This is a genomic window from Vibrio sp. PSi01 (assembly GCF_054960695.1).
Window position 1 is genome coordinate 144,258 of record NZ_JBHNYN010000009.1, and the last position, 21,791, is coordinate 166,048.

Consider the following 21,791-nt stretch of genomic DNA (forward strand, 5'->3'; position numbering starts at 1 on the left):
CCAATATAAATCCAAATGTGTGACCTAAATAGAACTTTTCATTATAAATCTGCTATAGATTGACCGAATCTTATAAAAACAAAAAACACATTAAAGAGGTTAGTTTTAAAGAACAAAAAATAATCACAAAAATAACAATATTAAAATATTCAATAACCCTTCATAAATATTTAAAAAATGCCATCAAGTGGTAGGGGGATTATTGTCTTTGCAAAAAGCTAATAACAAATCTAACAGGGCTAAACGATGAAAAAAATCACAAAAACACTCGTATTATCTTCGATATCAATTGGGCTACTTTCCTCTTTTGCACTCACTTCTCAAGCCGCTCCAGTTCAAATCAACCAAGCGTCAGCTGAACAAAACATACCTCAAGTTACCTACGACACGATCATTGGTGAGAATGGCGTCTTTATCGATTTAGAAACTGACAACTTTATTCTTAAGCAACAAGAGTGGTATCAGATTCAAGCCTATGTAGAAGGTGCTTTGGCCCTACCCGTGACAGAAGCCAGTATGAAGTCGACTTTAAGTATTCCTAACGACATTCCTTTCTCTAATTTCCAAGCACTGGTTCAGCAATACTCAAATATTCACGATACCGCCTTTTATTGGAAAAAAGATCTTTATCCAAGCATCGTTGGTCTTTCATTAAGCTTGGCCAATTACGTCCAAATTAAAGACTACATGCTTAACCCACTTAGTGATGCTTTGAATGAAATGCTGGCCAAAGCATTCTCGCCGCTCCCAGAAGATATCGAAGCGGTAGAACGCAATAGAAAGGTGGCGATCGCTTACCTGAAAAGCCTGCAGAGTTTTTCCATGAGATACCAACAAGAAGTGTCTGACGTTGGCGGTAACCTATTGGAATTTTCAGCTACATTAGATACACAAAAATTGCAGTTAGATGTGTTGGAAGGCACTCACAACGGTTACCTAAGCGACGATGGCAGCGCGCTTCAGCAGCGAGTGAATGACATCAATGCGCGTATTACTCAACTCAACAAAGATTACACTCACTACGTTACGGTCGCCTCTACCGCGGTGACTTATGCATGGTTCCCTCTGGTTGCAGGTCCAATCATGGGCGTATATGGCGATAAAGCAGAAAAAGCACGCAAACTTCGTAACGAATTACAAAACGAAGTAAAAGAGCTTCAAGACCAGTTAACTTACACACAGAAAATATATAACTCTTATCATCGCTCTTCAGAGAGTATCGATATGATTTCTCAACAAATAGAAAATGCGATTCCACATATTAATAAGCTGAAACTAAATTGGCAGAAAATGAATGCCGACTTTACTTCACTGCTCGTTGCTTTAGAACAAGCCCAGAATAATGCCGACATCATGAAAGACGACGCAATGCTAGGCGCAATAGGCGCTCTTGCCAATACAACGGTTGCAGAAAGTAACTGGAGTAATATTAGTGAGAAAGCAAAAGCGTTCGCAAACAATGCATATATACAAGAAATGGAATAGTCCATAGACCTCTCGATCATATAAAAACACAAAAATATAACGCAATAGCCAAAAATATATCCCTAACAGAAAGCCACACCTTATCAAAATTAAGGTGCTGGCTTCTGCTACCCAAAATTTGGCAAATACTAATTTCGACAGGACATCAATATGAGACTTCTACCTATTATTATTTCTCTTTCATTCTCTCCACAGGCTTTTTCTAGCGATTGGCTTGAACTGAACAATTTACCCAATTCAACCGAATACCCAACTTGGGTTCAATCGGCCTATTCCGATGTCGGCGTTCTATCTCGTTCCACATCCGATTTACACATCAACCTCAGTGATTGGATAGCAGAACAAAACCTTTACGTCACTCAACCCTCAAAAATCGTCGTTTTTGCAGATACCATTGAAATTCCAGAGAATTTCAACTTGCTTGTAAACAACCAAAACATCCTTATTTTTGCGCGGAAAATCGTTGGCCAAGGCACGCCGACGTTTGTGCTCGGACAGCAAGGCTCTGCAGCCTCAATTTCTGTGATTGCCGGCGAAATAGAAACACCGATTAATGTACTCGCTTTCCAAAGCGATGGCAGCATTACACGAGATGCCCTAACAGGAAATACAGGAGATGGTGAATCCGTTGTCTTAGCAGGAGAGCACTACCGAAGAACGACCATTGACTCGAACATTACTGGGCAAATGAAACTGGCTACTGAACCTTTTACAGACATTGTTAATCGCTCGTTTGATATGGCAGCCAGCTTATACGATACCAACCCAAAGCTTAGCCTCGACCTCATCAACTGGATTGAACAGAGCTTGCGTTACTCAGGTTCAGTGGTGGAAGACGATCCGATTCTTTCCGACCTTTACCTACAAACGGTCGCGTTCAAGCAATTCATTAGCTTCAGCACCAAAGAGAGCAATTACGTTCCTTATCTCGACAAGGTGTTATATCAAGATAAATACGAAGCCTATTTGAACGCTATGATCGCGTATCAAACTCAATGGGACATTATTCAAGATAGAAACACGGTCATTGAAGACAAGATTGAAGCCGCCAAGTTAGCACTCGCTAACATCGAAGACGTTCTACGCGCTCAGAGTTCGATCATCACACAAACCCAATCCAACATAGACAAGATAGGCGATAGCCTGACCGAGGTCGATAGCCAATATAAAGCACAAGAACTAGTCACTCTCAGTTCAAGAACCACTTATTTAGTTGGTGTCGAGAATTGGAAAACCCAACAACAACTCAATGCGGCTCTCGCAATATTCAAAGCAATAGCCGAAATTGGAAGTGCCGTGAGTGGGGTATTCACAGGCAACCTTTCTGGTGTGAATGACCTAACCGAGCAATTGGCTAAAACACCTGAAGCATTAGAAAAAGCGAAAAACCTCGTCACCAATATCAAGTCCGTCACAGGCATTATTGATAGCGTGACCAAAACGATTTCTGGCATTTCTCAGTTAACCGCGGATATTAAATCAACCATCAAGCTCCAGAAGGTATCTGAAGCGATGGATGGCTTTAACTTCAACATCCCAACCATCAATGAAAGCAATCTGGCGTGGGATCTGATGATCACCGAGATCCGCAGCAACTTAAGATATGCCGATAGCTTAGGTATCAAAGGATCAAGACAATACCTACTCGAACTCGAAAAGCAGGTTCTGCTCGGTAAGGCAATTAACATCACGCAGCTTAACTTTGCTCACGAGCAAGCGAAGTTGGTAGACCTCTTACTCACCAATAATGTGACTATCAATCAACAACAAAGATTGAACGATGCGATCGAGGGTTATCAAGTAGACACCGACAGCTTCGATTCGATTGAACGTGAACTATCACGAGTATTGATGCACTTTAAGCGTCCGATGTTCGTTGCTTTGTCTAACTATGTTCAGGCATACGAATATTGGGCATTGAAGCCAAGCGAAGTTACGCCTTCTCTGAATAAAAGCTACTTGGACTACCAATTTGATTTGGCTACTGTCGAAAGTGAGTATGTAAATGCTCTGTCTTCTTTCCAACCAGCACCACAAGATTTCACCATCGACAACTACACCATTTCTAGCCCCGAGCAACTAGAGAGCTTTGCAACAACCGGACAACTAAACTTCACCATTCCACTAGAACAAGTTCAATTGTGTTCGTTTGACCGCGTTAGGCTTTCCACGGTACGAGTGTTCTTAGAGGGTGAAAACCTACCTTATGGCAAGCAACTCAACCTGCGAGTTTCCAGTTCGGGTAACTATTTAGACCGATATGAGAACAAGGACTATCAGTTCAGTTCTAACCCTGTTTCACGCGCGTTCTATTACCGCCTAGATGATCCAACCACCAACGATGTTAGCATCATCACCGATGGTGCCGTGGCGAATAAATTCGAATACGCCTACTTCCAACCCACTCCGTTTTCATCATGGAATGTCACGCTCAACAACTTTGATAAAACCGAGCAAACGAACAACCAGTACTTAAAAGATGTCGAACAGATTCGCGTCGAATTCTTAGGCAGCGGTATCCCGAATGGCAATAGCTGCTCTAATTAGCTATGTGCTACTTTAGCTAACCGAAGCGTTGCGTTAATCCAAGAGACCGAGGTTAAGGGGATCAACCACCAACAAAAAGGCCGACGTGGTGTCGGCCTTGTTCAATCAGTTCGATTTTTAAAAACCGATTTACATCTTAATCCATCAGGCTCTTAGACTTAATCGCCTTCTTAGAAAGCTCTTTGGCAAAGGCTTTGATATCAGTTTCAAACTCATCGACGCTTTGACGAATGTCATCCAGTTGAACGGTCTGCATCACTCGATTTTCCATTACGATTTGGCCGTTAACAATAGTGGTGTCGATGTTGCTTGGGTTCGCTTGGTAAACCAAAGTCGCATATGGGTCGTAATTCGGCATCATGTTCGCCGATTGTGTCTCTACAATCACGATGTCTGCTTTCTTACCCGCTTCAAGAGAACCGATTTGGTCTTCCATGTGTAGGGCTTTCGCACCACCTAATGTCGCCATCTCAATCACTTGCTCAGGAATCATGATGGTGCGATCTGAATGCTTTAAGCGCTGCATATTAGCTGCGTAGCTTAGGGTGCGCATGATATCGACTTGGTTTGAACTCATTGGACCGTCTGTTCCTAAGCCAATGCGCATGTCGGCACGATACATCTCCCAAGCAGGCGCAATGCCTGTCGCCCCTTTGGCGTTCGCCATTGGGTTGTATGAGATACCCGCGTCAGCTTGCTTGAGTAGCTTTTGATCGTTCTCTGACAGGTGGATACCGTGAGCAATCACGACACGCTCATCAAGCACACCGATTTCATCCATGTATTCAACTGGCGATGTCGCTTTGGTTTCGTCTTTGATGCGCTTTTCTTCATTCGGGAATTCAGCAACGTGAATCAACACGGGTACATCGTATTGAGCCGACAGTTTATTGATTTCTTGCAGCTTATCTTTGCTCACGGTGTACACCGCGTGTGGTGCATAAGCAGGTGTGATTAACTCATCGTTTTTGTACTGCTCAATAAAGCCTTTGGCATACTCGATGCCGCCGTAAGGTTCTTTGGCATCAACCACTGGGAATTTAATCACGGTTTCACCCAGCACGGCGCGCAGGCCGACTTCTTTGGTCGCCTTAGCCATTTCGTCCATGTGGTAATACATGTCAGCGTAAGTCGTGACACCACTTTGCGCCAACTCGATAGAACCAAGTTTGGTTGCGTTGTAAATCAATTCACGGCTTAGCTTTTCTTCCTCAAGTGGGAAGAAGTAAGCAAACAGACGATTCGAGATGCCCTCTTCCCCCAAGCCACGAAACGCTATCATAGGCAAATGGTTGTGAGCATTGACCATGCCCGGCATAACGATTCCATCTTGAGCGTCAATCACCTTTTCAGCGCGGTATTGAATAATCAAATCCTCGTTACCAACAGCGATGATCTGGTCATCTTTCACCACAACCACACCGTCTTCAATCACATCCATTTCTGAATTGATTGTTAGAACCTGTCCATTGGTGATGATCAGATCGGCGTTGTATGTTTGCGTCGCGACCGTCGAACCACAACCTGCCAGTAGAACTGTGCTGATGGTGCATGCCAAGCTTTTAAGCGTCATTGCTAAACCTTAATGTTGTGCGTGTAATAAATATAGAAGTCTAATATTAGCTTCTAGCTTTAATAAAAATGAGGTAATTGAATTTTTGCCGATACTATAACGCTAACTTTAAATAAAATGGCATACCTAATCGAGCCAAATTCAAGATAAATAAGTTATTGCACAACAGGTCACAAAAGTAGCTTTGCACATATGCTCACTCACATGCACAAACAAAAAAGGCCTGCAATCGCAGACCTAAATAAACGTTCAAACAACGTTAGCCTTTCACCCCACACCCTTTAATCACTAGCTGGGTGATGAATTCAGCGGCATCTTCATAGTCTTTATCATCGAGCTGCTCTTTCTGCATCACGCTACAAATCTGCCAGCCAAAATCGGCGTAGGTTTGGGTGGCTGCCCAGATGGTGAACATCAGGTGGTGTGCAGGAACGTCATCCATTAAGTCTTGTGCTGACCACGTTGAGAACTTATCGAGGATCATCTGGGATTGCTTATACAGTTCGTCACCAATCTCTTTCGGCAATACTTTAGCGCCAGACATCACTTCGTTTGCAAATACCTTAGAGGCGTGTGGATGGTCACGAGAGATGATCAACTTAGTTTGAATATATTGAGATAGGGCTTCAACAGGGTCGCTGAGCTCTTCAATCGGACGTGACGCTTCCAGTAAGGGCTGAGTGACGGTTTCTAGAACGGCATTGTAGAGCTTATCTTTGGAGCTGAAATAATAGAATACATTAGGTTTAGGGATGTCGGCCGCTTTCGCGATATCAGCCATTTTTGTTGCGGCATATCCATGAGTAGCGAATTGTTCACACGCGACTTCGATGATTAAATCTTGATTCTTTTGTCTGATCCTAGACATATTGCCCCCCTTACAGCTCATCAATAAAACCATAGTAATCAACGTGCTTTATTAGTCCAGAAGATAATTCCAGAACTCAAGGTCACCGCATCGATAACAATAAAATGGCCGCTCTATTTGTTAAGAAGCGACCATTCCATACCGTGTTTTTGAACTGTTCAAGTTATAGAATCAATATTGCGCGGAAGTCATTCACATTGGTCAACGTCGGTCCCGTGGTAAGAAGCACACCGACTTGCTTGAAGAAATCGTAGCTGTTGTTGGCATCGAGATAGTCTTGCGCTTTAAGCGACAAGCTCGAACCTTGCTGCCATGTTTGTGGGGTAATCCACGCGCCCGCATTGTCCTCCACGCCATCAATCCCATCAGTATCAGCGGCCAAAGCGAAGATATTGTCTTGGCCCTTGAGCTCGTTATATAGACTCAACAAGAACTCACAATTACGCCCACCGCGACCATTTCCCTTAACTGTTACCGTGGTTTCGCCGCCGGAAAGTATCACGCAAGGCGTCGCAAATGGGTGCTTGTGATTGGCCACTTGCTTAGCCAATGCAGCGTGAACTTTCGCAACATCTCGCGCTTCTCCCTCTATACAATCACTCAACAGATAAGCCGGAATGCCTAAGCCTTCAGCTTCTGCTGCAGCGGATTCCAATGCCGACATCGGGGTGGCGATAATATGGTGCTCTGCATTTTTCCAACATACGTCATCTGGCTTAACGGTTTCTGACTCTGGATTATTTAACCATTCAAATGCCGAGCGTGATGTTTCTATTTGGTAACGTTCTAAAATTGCCATTGCATCAAAACGCGTGGTGGTGTCGGGTACGGTTGGGCCAGAGGCAATCACGCTAATGTCATCACCCGGCACATCAGAAATCGCCAGTGACACTACCCTTGCAGGATACGCCGCTTTGGCGAGTCGCCCACCTTTGATAGACGATAAGTGTTTACGCACACAGTTCATCTCATCAATGGCTGCGCCCGACTTGAGCAGCGCCTTATTGATTTGTTGCTTCTCAGCCAAGCTGATGTCGCCACCGGGCAGGCTTAGCAAAGCAGAACCGCCGCCAGACAGTAGGCAAATAACGGTGTCGTCAGCACTCAGGCCGTTCACTAATTCCAACATACGTTGGCTCACTTCTAAGCCCATGGCATCCGGGACGGGGTGCGCCGCTTCGATCACCTCAATGTGTTCGCAAGGTGCGGTGTGTTCGTAACGGGTCACGACGAGACCTTCAAGGTCACGCAGTGCGAGATCTTGCTGTTGCTTTGCTTGCCAAACCGCTTCGAGCTCAGCGGCCATCGACGCGGCTGCTTTTCCTGCGCCAATTATCACAGTTCGCCCAGCTTGGTTAGCTGAGCGGTAAAAAATGTCTTGAGGAAGAAAAGGTTCGATGTGATTTTTAGGTAGCGCCTGATTAACAGCACTTGAGAAAAGGGTTTGCAGAAACTGCTTAGCATCAATGTCCATCAGCCACTCCTTAGTTGACGGAGAAAAAAAGAACCCCGATACAAGGCTAAAGGGTGCCTGCTAAGATCAAGTTGGAAAGGAACAACTTCAACCTCTGCCTCGTATCAGGAACGCGTATAAAAGGAGACGAAACTACGCGATTTATAAACAAACAGGTGGGCTACGAATCAATAGCAGCCCGAATTAATTAACGAATCGAGTGGTCAGAACGTTTCTCAATCGCTTGGATAAGCGCAGAGTGGTCCCAACCTTCACCGCCCATTTCGGCGCACTCGCCAAACAGCTCTTGAGCGTTAGCCGTATTCGGCAGCGCGACACCCAATTCTTGAGCGCCCGTTAGCGCTAAGTTCAGGTCTTTCTGGTGAAGCGAGATTCTAAAGCCAGGATCAAATGTGCCTTCAACCATGCGCTCGCCGTGTACTTCCAATATCTTAGAGTTAGCAAAGCCACCTAGTAGCGCCTGACGGACTCGTGCTGGATCAGCACCGGCTTTTGAAGCAAACACTAAGGCTTCAGATACGGCTTCAATATTCAGTGCCACAATGATCTGGTTTGCGACCTTACACGTTTGACCTGCGCCGTTGTCTCCGACTAGCGTGATGTTCTTACCCATGATTTCGAACAGAGGACGAGCTTTATCAAAGGCGTCTTGTTCACCGCCCACCATGATAGTCAGTGCCGCATTGATAGCGCCTACTTCGCCGCCGGATACCGGAGCATCAAGGTATGACGCGCCGCCTTCGTTGATTCGAGCTGCGATTGCTTTGGTCGCGATTGGCGAGATCGAACTCATGTCGATAACCAGTTTTCCAGCTGCACCGCCCGCCGTTAGGCCTTTCTCAACACCGTTATCACCAAACAGGACATCTTCAACTTGAGGGGTATTCGGCACCATTAGGATAATGATATCTGCTGCTTCAGCCGCTTCTGCTGGTGAATGACAGATCGTTGCACCCGCTGCCACAAGATCGGCAGGTGCTGCATTAAAGTGATCCGACAGAATCAAATCGTGACCTGCTTTTTGAAGGTTACTCGCCATAGGTTTACCCATGATGCCAGTTCCTATAAATGCAATTTTAGACATGTTGTTCTCCTTAACGTTTGAGGGTTACCAGACGCAATTAACGGTACTGGTGTAGCCAACCAAGGCCTTCTGTCGTCGTTGTTTTTGGCTTGTATTCGCAACCAACCCAGCCTTGATAGCCAAGCTCATCAAGATAATTGAGCACGAATGGGTAATTGATTTCTCCAGAACCCGGTTCGTGTCGGCCTGGGTTATCAGCCAGTTGGACGTGTGCAATTTGGCCAATGTTCTGCTGCATGGTCGGCGTAAGATCGCCTTCCATTATTTGCATGTGATAAATATCGTATTGGATAGAAAGGTTATTGCTCCCTACCTCTTTGATGATCGCTTTGGCTTGCTCTGTGGTGTTCAAGAAGAAGCCCGGAATATCGCGGGTGTTGATCGCTTCTATCACTAAGCTGATGCCTTCTGCTGCTAGCGCGTTTGCCGCGTAATGCAGGTTAATCACAAACGCCGATTGCGCGTCTTGTTGGGTCACACCTTGCGGAACAATCCCGGCCAAGCAATTCACTTGTGTACAACCGAGTGCTTTAGCGTAAGCGATGGCTTTAGGTACACCCGCTTGAAACTCTTCAACTCGTGTTGGGTCTACCGCGATACCACGATCACCAGCATCCCAATCACCCGCTGGCAAGTTAAATAGCACTTGCTCTAGGTTATTAGCGTCGAGCTTTGCTTTGATTGCCTGAGCATCAAAAGCGTAAGGGAAAAGATACTCCACACCTTGAAAGCCCGCTTCTGCGGCAGCTTCAAAGCGATCCATAAAATCAACTTCCGTGAATAACATTGACAAGTTTGCTGCAAATTTTGCCATGACTCTGTCCTTATTCTTTATCTGGTAAAACTATGACGGTTTAGTGAAGCAACGGTTATTTGGTGGAGCTACGGTTGCTTAGCAAGCCTCGCTCTATTGGAGACTTTCCATAGAGCTAAACCTCAGCTCTACGGATACACATGACTTAATGATTACTTGTACGCTAGCGCTGTTGGGGCATCGCCACGGCTTTCGGCTAGCGGTTCAAATTCATTGATGGCGTTGATCTCCACGCCCATCGCAATGTTGGTCACTCGCTCAAGAATCAACTCAACAACAACCGGTACCTTATGCTTGTTCATCAGCTCTTTAGCTTGCTCAAACGCCGCCGCAATTTGGTCTGGCTCACGAACTCGAATCGCCTTACAGCCTAAACCTTCAACAACGGCTACATGGTCAACACCGTAGCCTTCAAGTTCTGGCGCATTCTGGTTATCGAACGCCAGTTGTACACAATAATCGATATCAAATTGACGCTGTGCTTGGCGAATCAAACCTAGATACGAGTTGTTCACCAACACATGAATGTATGGCAGGTTGAATTGAGCACCTACCGCCAGTTCTTCGATCATAAATTGGAAATCGTAATCACCAGAGATGGCAACGATATCGCGATTTGGATCAGCTGCTCTTACACCCAATGCGGCTGGTGTTGTCCACCCTAACGGGCCAGCTTGACCACAGTTGATCCAGTTACGCGGCTTATAAACATGCAGGAACTGAGCGGCAGCGATTTGCGACAAACCAATGGTGCTCACATAGCAAGTGTCACGACCAAATGCCTTATTCATCTCTTCATAAACCCGCATCGGTTTCATTGGCGCTTCATCGAAATTGGTTTTACGCAGCATGGTCGACTTGCGTTCCTGACACTCACTTGCCCAAGCATTTCGGTTCGGCAGCTTGCCAGCGTCACGCCACTCTTGTGCCACTTCAACCATTAGCTCTAGTGCAGCTTTTGCATCAGAGACAATGCCTAAATCAGGACAGAACACGCGTCCAATTTGCGTCGGTTCAATGTCGACGTGTACGAACTTGCGGCCTTCGGTATAAACATCCACAGAACCGGTATGACGGTTAGCCCAGCGGTTACCAACACCAAACACAAAATCAGAACTCAGCATGGTTTCGTTACCGTAACGGTGAGAAGTTTGTAGCCCCACCATACCCGCCATTAACTCATGATCATCCGGAATCGAGCCCCAACCCATTAAGGTTGGAATAACAGGAACACCAGTGATCTCGGCAAACTGCTGCAACAATTCAGACGCGCCAGCGTTAATCACGCCACCACCCGATACGATCAGCGGTTTTTCCGATTGAGACATCATGGTTAATGCTTTCTCAACCTGAGCGCGTGTTGCTTGTGGCTTATAAGGCTCTAGCGGTTCATAGGTATCGATATCAAATTCAATCTCAGCCAGCTGAACATCAATCGGTAGATCAATCAGGATTGGACCCGGACGACCCGAACGCATTAAATGAAAGGCTTTTTGGAATGCACGTGGCACTTGAGCCGGTTCAAGAACCGTAGTCGCCCACTTAGTGACTGGTTTAGCGATAGATTCAATATCAACCGCTTGGAAGTCTTCTTTATGAAGGCGGGCACGCGGGGCCTGACCTGTAATACATAGGATTGGGATTGAATCTGCAGACGCCGAATAAAGTCCCGTGATCATGTCCGTTCCCGCAGGGCCAGAAGTACCAATACACACACCGATATTGTCTTGATTGGTACGTGTGTACCCTTCAGCCATATGCGATGCACCCTCTACGTGGCGAGCTAAGACGTGGTCGATTCCTCCGAGTTTTTTCATAGCCGCATACATAGGGTTTATTGCTGCGCCGGGAACACCAAATACGATGTCTACACCTTCACGTTTAAGCACTTCTACCGCTGCTTCAATCGCTTTCATAATTGCCATTCGAACCTCCAGTTCAGATTGTATACAATTAACCTAACTTTTGTGTACTATGAACCATCCTCGCTATTTATCAACCCCAGAATGAAACAATCTTGTTACATAAACCCATCACATTAAGTACGCACTTACCCTGAAAAGCTTACAATTCATTGCTTTACATAAAATATCTTTACGTAAAAATAAATTACAAAAAGATTAAATGATAAATAAATGTTAAATACCGTTTGCTTGTTTACAATTTCTACCATATAAATATCCTTAAAAAGATAATTTTGTATACAAAATGACATCGTGTTGTATAAAGGAGACAAGCAATGATGAATGACGTGAAAGAGAGAGAAGATGTGCTGTGTATGCAGGTACTTGGGAAGATGGACAACTCCGAGTACAAAGAGATCTTGTCTAAAGATGCATTAAAGTTCTTAGAAGCCCTTGTTAATAAGTTTGGAGATCGCCGTCATACCCTGCTAAATGACCGTGACATAAAACAAGCTCAATATGACAACGGTGAGTTACCTAATTTCAGAAAGGACACCATATCCATTCGTCAGAATAATGAATGGAAAGTGGCAACACCGCCGCCAGAGTTACTGGATCGCCGCGTAGAGATCACCGGACCTATCGAAAGAAAGATGGTGATCAACGCGCTAAACTCAGGCGCGAAAGTCTTCATGTGTTGCTTTGAGGATGCCTCTTCCCCGACTTGGGCCAATATGGTCGAAGGGCAAATCAACCTAAGAGACGCCAACCTTGGCACCATTAGTTATTTCGATGAGAAGAAGCAGAAGCGTTACCAATTAAACGACGATCCTGCACTGCTGATCGCACGCCCACGAGGGATCCACCTTCCTGAGCAATCCATCCAATTCAACAATCAGCCTATCGGCGGTTGCTTGATGGACTTCGCCTTGTACTTTTTCCATAACTATCAATCACGAGCACAACAAGGTTTAGGGGTTTACTACTACATTCCCAAGCTTGAGAGCATGGAAGAAGCACAGTGGTGGGACGATATTTTCAGCTTCACCGAAAACTATTTCCACGTACCCAAAGGCACCATTCGTGCGACGGTTTTGATTGAGACGCTTCCAGCCGTATTCCAAATGGAAGAGATCTTGTACGCAATGCGTGATCATATCGTGGCAATGAACTGTGGCCGTTGGGATTACATCTTCAGCTACATCAAAACGCTGAAAAACCATAAAGACCGCATCCTGCCTGACCGCCACGGGATCGGCATGGATCAAGAGTTTCTAAATGCCTATAGCCAACTGTTGGTGCGTACTTGTCATGCTCGCGGCGCACTGGCGATGGGTGGTATGTCGGCCTTTATTCCAGCGAAAGATCCGCAAGAAATGGCGCGTGTAACCGCCAAGGTTATCGAAGATAAGCAAAGAGAATCTCAGAACGGACACGACGGCACATGGGTCGCGCACCCTGCACTGGTTGATTTGGCAATGTCGATCTTTGATAAGCACTTAGATGGCAAAGTAAACCAAATGGATTTCCAAAGCCCAGAGCATGTGATCAATGCAGACTCGTTGCTAAAACCTTGTGAAGGCAGCCGCGACGAAGCCGGCGTGCGCAAGAATATCCGTATTGCGCTGTATTACATCGAAGCTTGGATTCAAGGCTACGGCTGTGTACCTATCTACGGCCTTATGGAAGATGCCGCCACCGCAGAGATCTCAAGAGCCAATATTTGGCAATGGATCCACCACGGCGTCACGCTTGATGACGGCCAAACCTTTACCAAACAATTGTTCCACTCTTGGCTTTACCAGGAGTTAGACACGATAAAACATGAAGTCGGTGACTCGCGCTATGCAGCAGGTCGATTTGAAGAGACAGCTGATCTTTTCTATCAACTTTCTACAGCCGAAGAGTTCGCTGCCTTCCTAACTTTACCCAGCTATGGGCTATTACAAGAGTCCAGTTAGGACTCTTGTACCGAGCTGAATCAGTCAATGATATTCACAAACAAGAGTAATGATTGGCTGGCTGAGCTTGGTACGTATGCCCCTTGAAAAACTAGGAGATAACATGGGAAGTTTAACTCTACAACAAGCGTTAACCATCATCGATGGAACCTTAAAAGCAGGAAACAAAATCCACACAGAACCTTTGACGGTCGCCGTCTTAGACAGCGGTGGCAAGCTGATTTCTCTGCAACGTCAAGACGGCTCTAGCATGATGCGACCAGACATCGCGATCGCTAAAGCGTGGGGGGCACTCGCACTGGGTTGTTCCTCTAGAAAACTCGCCCAAGATGCTGACAACCGACCAGCATTTATCTCCGCCGTAAACGTGCTCGCGCACGGAAACATGGTGCCAGTTCCTGGGGGGCTACTGATTCGAGACAAGGATAAAACGGTATTGGGTGCTATCGGCGTGAGCGGTGACATTTCAGACATTGATGAAAGCTGCGCCATTAATGGTATTGGCTGCGCAGAACTGTTCAGTGATGAGATGCTGCAAGCTTAACTCGCTAACTCTCTGTACTTGAAATTCTTAGACAGGAACAAAAAAACGAAGCGATTAGGCTTCGGTTTTTTGATTCATAAGTTGCGCCAACAACACTAACGAATAACGTGTGATTAGACAAAGAGCACTAACGAACAAGAACCATTAAGCGCGTCCATTTGGTATCTTGCTTTAGCTTGTTAGACAGCCAGTAATCCACACTAAACGATCCCGCGCCAAGTACCGCTAACGCTAGATACCCACCAGCAACAGAGACATTTTTGTAGAAGTGAATCATTTGACCCGACGAACTTGGGTCGAAGTGAAACATAACACCAGAGACTAAAGAAAAAAATGCAATCGAGAACGCTGTAAAGCGAGTCATAAATCCAGCTAAAATTGCAAGCCCGCCACCGAGTTCAAGCAAGATAACCAAAGGCAACAAGTGAGCACTAACTCCTTGAGATGCCATATATCCCGCGGTTCCTTCATAGCTAAATAGCTTTCCCCAACCCGCTTGAATAAACAAGTAAGCCAATAAAATACGAGCGAAAAAAGTTAGTGTGTCGTTCAATCTAGTGTTCATAGTTCTAAGCCTTGATAAGTTTCATTGCCGATAGGTTATTCGACTTAGCATTAAGATGATAACGAGAAAAATAGAACAACTTGTTTGAAATTTTAGTAGACATGCTCGCATACAAATTACTGACTAAATCCGAAGATTGAACAACCTCAATGCGGTTACCATTGCCTTAAATTCATTAAAACACTTGCTTTGAAAAAGCTAGAGAAGTGCTGGAGAGCCTCGGCTCAACCTAAGCCATCTAAATGAGTCAGAGATGTAAACCCATTTAACAAACACAAAAAAACCGAAGCTCATCACTTCGGTTTTCAAATCAGATTAAGTTAGCTCAGTTCAATAAATTCAGCAAGCCGCTCCAGCCAGTCAATTACTCGTAAGCACTCAACCATGTTTTCAGCAGCTGGTTAGTATTTTTCTTCTGGCTCGCAGACAGAGATTTCACAAGCTTCTTCTGCGTTTCAACATGCTCAGTCATCATTTGGTCAATAAGAATAAGACCATCTTTTGTTAACTGAACACTCACGCTGCGTCTGTCTTCTTTACTGTGCTCACGACTGATCAGCCCTTTAGCTTCTAGCTTATCAAGGCGATTGGTCATCGCGCCTGATGTCAGCATCATCGAGCCGATCAATTCTGACGGAGTCAGTCGGTAAGGCTTTCCAGAACGTCGCAACGTCGCCAGCACATCAAACTCACCCAGCTTCATGTCGTATTTTTTATGAAGCTCGGCAACTTGCGTCTCCATATACTTGGCAATACGCATAATCCGGCCCATCATTGCCATAGGCTCAGTTTCTAATTCGGGCTTTTCCTTTGCCCATTGCTCTACAACGCGGTCGATAGCATCCATTTGCAATCTAGCTCCGTGATTAGTCTTGTTTACTTCAAACTAGTTTAACATAAAGATACTTTACAACCACTAGTTCTCAGTATACAGTTCCACACAACAGTTATCTTAACGTAAAGATATTTCAGATGAACATATTATTAGCAATGATCCCCGCGTTCTTTTGGGGGACAACCTATGCAGTGACGCAATTTACGCTACAGGAGTGGCCACCATTATTATTGGGTGCTTTGCGTGCATTACCTGCTGGTTTGTTATTGCTAACGGTAAAACCAACGCTGCCTAAAAAAGGCGAGTGGCAGATCATTTTCACATTGGGCCTTATCAATATTGCGACCTTCTTTGGCTTAATCTTCGTAATGGCGTTAACGCTGCCTTCGGCCATCTCTGGTGTAGGCATGATCTCCGTGCCGGTGTTCGCGATGATCTTCCACTGGGTAGTGAAAAAGCAGCGTCCACATTTGATTCAAGCTCTTTCAGGTATTGGCTTGATCACCTTAGCGTGGATATTGTTTAATCCAAGTCAGATCGCATTAAACCCGATCGGTTTGGGCGCCATGTTTGCGGCAATCATGTGTATCGTTATCGGCAGCAGCATTACCAAATCACTGGGTAATCGCATGCACTGGTGGAAAGTATTAACGTGGCAACTGATTTTGGGTGGTACGATTTTGTCTGTCGCGTCTGGCGTTCATGCGTTCATCGACCCGCAACCTTATGTTAATGCTGTCACTCATTTCGATTCTCGCAATGCAATGGGTCTATTGTGGGTAATTGGGCTAAATACTGCGCTTGGTTACGGCATGTATGTATGGTTACTACAACGTATGTCTGTGGTTGATTTCACCTTCGGTGGCATCGCTAACCCAGTGGCTGGCATCGTTACGGGGATGGTGTTGATGGGTGAATCCTTTACTCCAGTACAGTATTCACTGATGACAGGCATGATCGTGATGTCACTGCTACCGCAACTTATTCTGGCAGTAAGACAGTCCAAACAAGTTAAGCCTGTTACGCAGTAGACACTGTCTCTTAAACGTATTGATCAAGAACGCGCCTCATTGTGGGCGCGCTTTTTGCTGCTACGCTAAAAACAATAATCCAGCAGCCATACTCGCCGAGTTGATCATTCCTTGAACTAAATTAAACCCTCAAAAAGAACAATAACTTTAACTCACCCTGCCTTTGTGAAAATAAATCATTAAAAAAGATTACATTAGAGATTTAATTTCTATATTTCATTTCAATTAGAGATAAAAAGACAAAAAATTTCTCCGACGACCTACTTATACTGTGCCACGTCATTAAGGCGCCACAAGCTTATGATTTAAAATAATTATTAATGAGTAGTCACCATGAATTCGAAGTCTCTAACTATCTTGCTTTTTGTCTCTGTTTGCTTAATTTGGGGAACCACTTGGTTCGCTATGGAAGTAGCATTGCATTCTATCCCACCTATTTTTGCTACTGCGTTACGCTTTTTACTTGCAGCACCTCTGCTTGCGGTATTAGCGAAAGTCTTCAACCAACCACTGCTGTTCCCTAAAGGTAAGCGCCAATGGCTGCTTATTGTTGCGCTGATGTATTTCGCGATTCCGTTTACGTTGATGATCTATGGCGAGCAATACATCTCTTCAGGTTTAGCGTCGATCATCTTCGCCAACATGCCTGTGGTTGTGATGCTGATGTCTGGCTTATTCTTAAGTCTACGACTGGCGAAGCACCAGATATTCGGTTTGATTACTGCTGTTGTGAGCCTATGTTTAATCCTTGGCAACGAAATGCAGATGGGTGGCGATGACTACCTAATTGGCACGGTTTGCTTAGGCCTTGCTGTTGCGATTCACGCAGTTATGTATGTGCTGGTTCAAAAGCACTGCAAAGGTATTGAAGTACTGACCTACAACGCCGTACCGAGCCTGATTGCTGCTTTATTCTTATTCGCTGTTTCAGCTGTAGGTGAAAACGTGAATGTTGAATCCTTCACTGGGGATTCAATCTCAGCCGTGGTTTACCTAGGCTTTGTCGCGAGTGTTGGCGGCATTGTGGCTTACTTCAAATTAGGACAGGTTTCGACCCCTTTCCAAGCGTCTATCTGCTTTTTGATTTTCCCGGTAGTAGCGCTGCTAATATCTTGTTACGTCAACGGTGAAGTTCTGTCTGAACAATCATTGTTTATGATGATCCCCCTGCTTTGCGGCATTTTACTCACCAAGGCACCAAAGGGAATTTTCAAGCTGCGTACCGAATTAAAAACCGTAAGAAACTGATCCGCGTGAAACCTATTTTGCGGATTAGATATACATATCCCACATAAACAAAAAGCTCCAATATCACTATTGGAGCTTTTTGCTTATTTCATAATATCGAGACCAACATTAGCGCCAGCTAAACATTCGCACTTCGTTGCCCTCTTCAGGTTTCTTCGGAATGTTTAAAGATAGCGCTAGAGAAACCACGGCCATCACTGCACCAATATAGAAAACCGTTGCAGGAGAAGACAACCAAATCACACCAAACACCACTGGAATAACGACCGCTGCAATATGATTGATGGTGAAAGAGACACCAGCGGTTGATGCCATGTCAGCCGGATCTGCAATTTTCTGAAAGTAAGTTTTGATCGCTAGTGCCAATGCAAAGAACAAATGATCGACCACGTAAAGTGCTGCCGCCCACTCTGCGTTTTGCACTAAGCCATAACCGACAAATACACCAATCAAACCGACATACTCGAAAATCAGCGCCTTACGCTCACCCACCACACCAATAAATCGACCAATACGTTTTGCGAACAAGAAGTTAAATAGGTAGTTGATTAAGAACAATAGCGTTATGTCAGCTGCCGAGTAACCGAATTTCTCTACCATCAGAAAGCCTGCAAATACGGTGAAGATTTGTCTTCTTGCACCACTCATAAACGTTAGTGCGTAGTAGAGCCAGTAACGCTTTCTCAATACCAGTTTCTTATTTTGTTGGGTCTTAGTCTGAAATTCAGGGAAACCAAAGGTCATCACCAAAACTAAAACAAAACCAATTCCGCCAGTGATGCCATACACCCAAGCAAAGTCGAGTTTGAGTTGCTCTAACATCACCCAAATGGAGCCATAAGTGATTAAAGATGCCAACGCGCCAACGGAGATCATCTTACCTAACATCTCTGGTGCTTCTTCTTTACTCAACCATTGTAGTGACAAAGACTGCTTCAGCGTTTCAAAATAGTGGAAGCCCGTCGACATCAAAATCGTAGTCAGCAACAGACCAGTGAGTGAAGGGAACAGACCCGTAATCGCGGTGCCTACAGTGAGCATCGCTAGCGATATCAACATAAAGCGTTGTTCACGTATGAAGGCCAGCACAAACACTACGGTAAACGCTAAGAAACCAGGTATTTCACGAACACTTTGCAGTAAACCAATATCCGCACCATCAAAGTTCGCTTTTTCAATCACGAAGTTATTAAGCAGTGCCATCCAGCTCGAAAACGCGATAGGAACAACAATCGAAATCAGTAATAAAAAGTTTTGCGGCGTTTTCCAGCTCGCAGTTCTATCGAACATTGACGGACTCCTGTTCGTCTAATTGAGTAAGCACTCGTAAGGTCAACTGCTCAGTATACGGGTTAATCTTCCAATGCTCTGGGCTCCAGCCTTTTACGAAACGTTGGAAGTCGGCCCATGCGACATAGAACATTGGTCGCCAAGCGGATTCGACTTCATAGAACGAAAGCTGTGGCTGATAGTACGCCAATGCCTCTTTCAAGTGTCGGAAGTAAATATCCAGTACCTGTGACTCAAGTTCAGCGCAGTCTTGCGGCCTCACCGCACTACTCATGAACAAAGCGACATCTTTCATCGCACAACCGTGACCCACATATTGGAAATCGACGGCAGCTGCGTTTTGGATTTCTGAATCAAAACAGAAATTGGCAAGCTTGGCGTCGCCATGTACCAAGGTTGGATACGGACACTTTTTGAGTAAATGGTCGATGTGCTTGGCTTGGTTCTTCAAGGGTAAATCAGTCAAAGTGTTTAACTCATCAGGACGTGTGTCTAAATGCCAATATGTGCCGACTTGCCACAATGAGGCTGATTGTTCTTGATCTACATTGATGTGCTTTGCGTGAAAGTTAGCGAGCCATTTTAGGCAAGCATCGCGTTGTTTATGTTCTTCTAGTGTATAACCAGAAGCTCGTTCAGACTGAGTCTCTTCGGTCTCCACAACATCAAAAGCAGCAAACACATCAAACTGAGAAGTTAACGGAAAGCCTATATCCGCTAAGTCTTGCATCACAATTAGCCACTCATTCTCTTCTAGTTCACAGTGCAACCCTGTAGGTATAGGGCAACGTTCGTCCCACTGTTGGGTGAACGATTGATACCATTTCGTCTCAACTTGGTAAGAGTGCACCTTTCGCTGATGAGATAATTTGGTGTTCCACCCCTTGGGGTGTTCGGCTTTATCTGGCAATACGACATGCTTAACGATGACGCTGTTCATCGAAGCACTGTTATTTTTAACAAAGACCAAGCGAACTAACTCGCCGTAACCGCCCCACAAGCGTTGAATAACTTGTATATCAACGACTTCATTGCATCCGAGCGAGTTGGCAATTTTCTGATAAAGTACGGGAACCGATTGGCTCGAATCGGCTTCAGTTTGGCTAAGTTGTTTTGATGACTTTGGTTTTGGCACAATTGATTGAGACATAAGTACCATTTATGCCTCAGACGCTAAAAGATGCGACCATTGTTTCTGCCTATGCATGTAGTGAACAACATAACTGCACACTGGAACGATCTTAAAACCTGCCTGTTCTATTTCAGGTAAAATAGATTCCATCATCACCTTACCAAAGCCCTTGCCTTGCAGTTCATCAGGGATACGAGTCGAGGTGATATGAAGCACATCCCCTTGTTTGTGGTACTTAACGACTGCAAATTGGTTTGGTTCGAGTTCAACTGTGATCTGGTTCTCATCTTGAACCCATTTTATTGCCTTCATTCTCAACTCCTACAAATAATTGATACGACAAACAATTAAAGTTTGAAGTATGAGTTCCATGTAATAGACTAACGCAAGTGCATATAAATAAAACTAAGTACTTACAAACAAAGTAAATAATTTCAATTCTCTGGGTTAATATAAAATCCATCCAAAGAAAAGACACTCTATAAATCGATGTAAGTACACCTACTAAATCTAGCACGTAATTACCCCTTGTTAGCAAGTCATCAATATCTAACAGACGCATGTTGGCGCATGGAGAACATATAATGAACGCACCACTGAAGAAGCCTTTGGAGCATAATCAGGCACTTCAAGACCCTCGTAACCGCACCGTTTCTACGATAAACAGCACCGATGCACTGGCCATGATTGAGCACGGCAGTGAACTGACATTAAATGTCTCGACTCCGGTTGGCACTAAGTTTCTCGCCACCACCAAATTTATCGGAACGCACAGTGATAACTGTATTGTGGTTGAGGTTCCCGAGGTATCCAACGAAGACCTGAATTTTTTCTTTCAAGAAGGTTTTTGGATGACGGCTCGTGCTTACTCTTTGCGAGGTGAAGGCGCGCTTATCCACTTTAGAAGCCAAATCCACCATAAGGTTGGTGAACCCTTCCCTATTCTTGTACTCTCAACGCCAAGTACGATGCAAGTGACTCAACTGCGTAAAGAAACACGCTACGAAGTGAACTTAGCTTCAAGAATTATTTTCAACGACCAACGAGCAAATTGTGAGATAAGAGACTTATCAAAAAGTGGTTGTCGCTTTGTTACCTCACCAACCTCTCGTGCGATTCAAATTGCCGACCGAGTGTCTATCGAGATTACACCTGAAAACTACAATGGCCCACTGATTCCACCATTGAGGGGTGTCATCTGTAATCTGCAAAAATCGACGCACTACGCTCGATACGGTGTGGAATTTGATGATATTGGTCGAGCTAACGCTAAACACTTGTTGGCAAAATTGAAGTTCGATGGCACCAAGCTCTGCTTACGAAACGCGTAACCTAGTTTGATACCAAGACCATATCGTTATTTAAGACAGCAGGCCGAATAAATCCGATCACTAGCGTTCTAATTCGCACCAAACAAAAAGCCATCGACCCTAGAG

Annotated in this window: 18 protein-coding genes; 7 read left to right on the forward strand and 11 right to left on the reverse strand. The window is 44.9% G+C overall.

Annotated features, from left to right (window positions below; translation table 11 throughout):
- Positions 1–246 precede the first annotated feature (246 nt).
- Together ACFI6G_RS14140 and ACFI6G_RS14145 are read left to right on the forward strand one after the other, a co-directional pair.
- Positions 247–1,485 carry an alpha-xenorhabdolysin family binary toxin subunit A gene (locus ACFI6G_RS14140; RefSeq protein ID WP_016785510.1) on the forward strand — a complete coding sequence of 413 codons (1,239 nt, stop codon included), beginning with the start codon at positions 247–249 and terminating at the stop codon, positions 1,483–1,485.
- Positions 1,486–1,635: 150 nt separating this feature from the next.
- Positions 1,636–4,032, forward strand: a complete 2,397-nt coding sequence (locus tag ACFI6G_RS14145; protein WP_016787538.1) for a hypothetical protein — start codon at positions 1,636–1,638, stop codon at positions 4,030–4,032.
- Between the two features lie 136 nt (positions 4,033–4,168).
- Here the strand turns inward: ACFI6G_RS14145 and ACFI6G_RS14150 are convergent, their stop codons facing one another.
- From ACFI6G_RS14150 to gcl, 6 genes are all read right to left on the reverse strand, one after another.
- The gene (locus tag ACFI6G_RS14150) at positions 4,169–5,605 is read right to left on the reverse strand and encodes an amidohydrolase (RefSeq protein ID WP_462710320.1); all 1,437 of its coding nucleotides are present in this window, start codon (positions 5,603–5,605) and stop codon (positions 4,169–4,171) included.
- A 259-nt stretch (positions 5,606–5,864) separates the two neighbouring features.
- Positions 5,865–6,473 carry a TetR/AcrR family transcriptional regulator gene (locus tag ACFI6G_RS14155; RefSeq protein WP_010432697.1) on the reverse strand — a complete coding sequence of 203 codons (609 nt, stop codon included), beginning with the start codon at positions 6,471–6,473 and terminating at the stop codon, positions 5,865–5,867.
- Positions 6,474–6,636: 163 nt separating this feature from the next.
- Positions 6,637–7,947, reverse strand: coding sequence for a glycerate kinase type-2 family protein (locus tag ACFI6G_RS14160; RefSeq protein WP_102461176.1), 1,311 nt, complete (start codon positions 7,945–7,947; stop codon positions 6,637–6,639).
- Between the two features lie 187 nt (positions 7,948–8,134).
- A complete protein-coding gene (locus ACFI6G_RS14165) occupies positions 8,135–9,031 on the reverse strand; it encodes a 2-hydroxy-3-oxopropionate reductase (protein WP_010432690.1) in 897 nt (298 codons plus the stop codon).
- 37 nt (positions 9,032–9,068) lie between these two features.
- Positions 9,069–9,845, reverse strand: a complete 777-nt coding sequence (gene hyi / locus ACFI6G_RS14170; RefSeq protein WP_102306095.1) for a hydroxypyruvate isomerase — start codon at positions 9,843–9,845, stop codon at positions 9,069–9,071.
- 152 nt (positions 9,846–9,997) lie between these two features.
- Complete coding sequence (gene gcl, locus ACFI6G_RS14175; RefSeq protein WP_102461175.1) at positions 9,998–11,770, reverse strand: glyoxylate carboligase; 1,773 nt, start codon at positions 11,768–11,770, stop codon at positions 9,998–10,000.
- Between the two features lie 314 nt (positions 11,771–12,084).
- Between gcl and aceB the strand changes: the two genes are divergently transcribed.
- Both aceB and ACFI6G_RS14185 read left to right on the forward strand, forming a co-directional pair.
- A complete protein-coding gene (aceB, locus tag ACFI6G_RS14180; protein WP_016766948.1) occupies positions 12,085–13,710 on the forward strand; it encodes a malate synthase A in 1,626 nt (541 codons plus the stop codon).
- 103 nt (positions 13,711–13,813) lie between these two features.
- Positions 13,814–14,254, forward strand: coding sequence for a GlcG/HbpS family heme-binding protein (locus ACFI6G_RS14185; protein ID WP_008220964.1), 441 nt, complete (start codon positions 13,814–13,816; stop codon positions 14,252–14,254).
- 127 nt (positions 14,255–14,381) lie between these two features.
- Here ACFI6G_RS14185 and ACFI6G_RS14190 read toward each other — a convergent pair whose 3' ends face one another.
- Positions 14,382–14,819 (reverse strand): DoxX family protein, encoded by a 438-nt coding sequence (locus ACFI6G_RS14190; RefSeq protein ID WP_010432679.1) that lies wholly within the window; start codon positions 14,817–14,819, stop codon positions 14,382–14,384.
- Positions 14,820–15,183: 364 nt separating this feature from the next.
- On the reverse strand, positions 15,184–15,666 hold the full coding sequence (locus tag ACFI6G_RS14195; protein WP_010432677.1) for a MarR family winged helix-turn-helix transcriptional regulator: 483 nt from the start codon (positions 15,664–15,666) through the stop codon (positions 15,184–15,186).
- Positions 15,667–15,791: 125 nt separating this feature from the next.
- Between ACFI6G_RS14195 and ACFI6G_RS14200 the strand changes: the two genes are divergently transcribed.
- A complete protein-coding gene (locus ACFI6G_RS14200) occupies positions 15,792–16,685 on the forward strand; it encodes a DMT family transporter (protein ID WP_016794368.1) in 894 nt (297 codons plus the stop codon).
- A 333-nt stretch (positions 16,686–17,018) separates the two neighbouring features.
- The gene (locus ACFI6G_RS14205) at positions 17,019–17,933 is read left to right on the forward strand and encodes a DMT family transporter (protein ID WP_010432675.1); all 915 of its coding nucleotides are present in this window, start codon (positions 17,019–17,021) and stop codon (positions 17,931–17,933) included.
- Positions 17,934–18,041: 108 nt separating this feature from the next.
- Here ACFI6G_RS14205 and ACFI6G_RS14210 read toward each other — a convergent pair whose 3' ends face one another.
- Genes ACFI6G_RS14210 through ACFI6G_RS14220 form a run of 3 tightly spaced genes read right to left on the reverse strand, consistent with a single transcriptional unit; the run spans position 18,042 to position 20,667 of the window.
- Positions 18,042–19,223 (reverse strand): MFS transporter, encoded by a 1,182-nt coding sequence (locus ACFI6G_RS14210; protein ID WP_010432674.1) that lies wholly within the window; start codon positions 19,221–19,223, stop codon positions 18,042–18,044.
- The gene (locus ACFI6G_RS14215; protein ID WP_010432672.1) at positions 19,213–20,382 is read right to left on the reverse strand and encodes a phosphotransferase; all 1,170 of its coding nucleotides are present in this window, start codon (positions 20,380–20,382) and stop codon (positions 19,213–19,215) included. The genes ACFI6G_RS14210 and ACFI6G_RS14215 overlap by 11 nt, the downstream gene beginning before the upstream one ends.
- Entirely contained in the window at positions 20,383–20,667 is a 285-nt protein-coding gene (locus ACFI6G_RS14220; RefSeq protein ID WP_016766944.1) for a GNAT family N-acetyltransferase, read from the reverse strand.
- 272 nt (positions 20,668–20,939) lie between these two features.
- Between ACFI6G_RS14220 and ACFI6G_RS14225 the strand changes: the two genes are divergently transcribed.
- Positions 20,940–21,686 carry a flagellar brake protein gene (locus ACFI6G_RS14225; RefSeq protein WP_010432668.1) on the forward strand — a complete coding sequence of 249 codons (747 nt, stop codon included), beginning with the start codon at positions 20,940–20,942 and terminating at the stop codon, positions 21,684–21,686.
- The last annotated feature ends 105 nt before the right edge of the window (positions 21,687–21,791 follow it).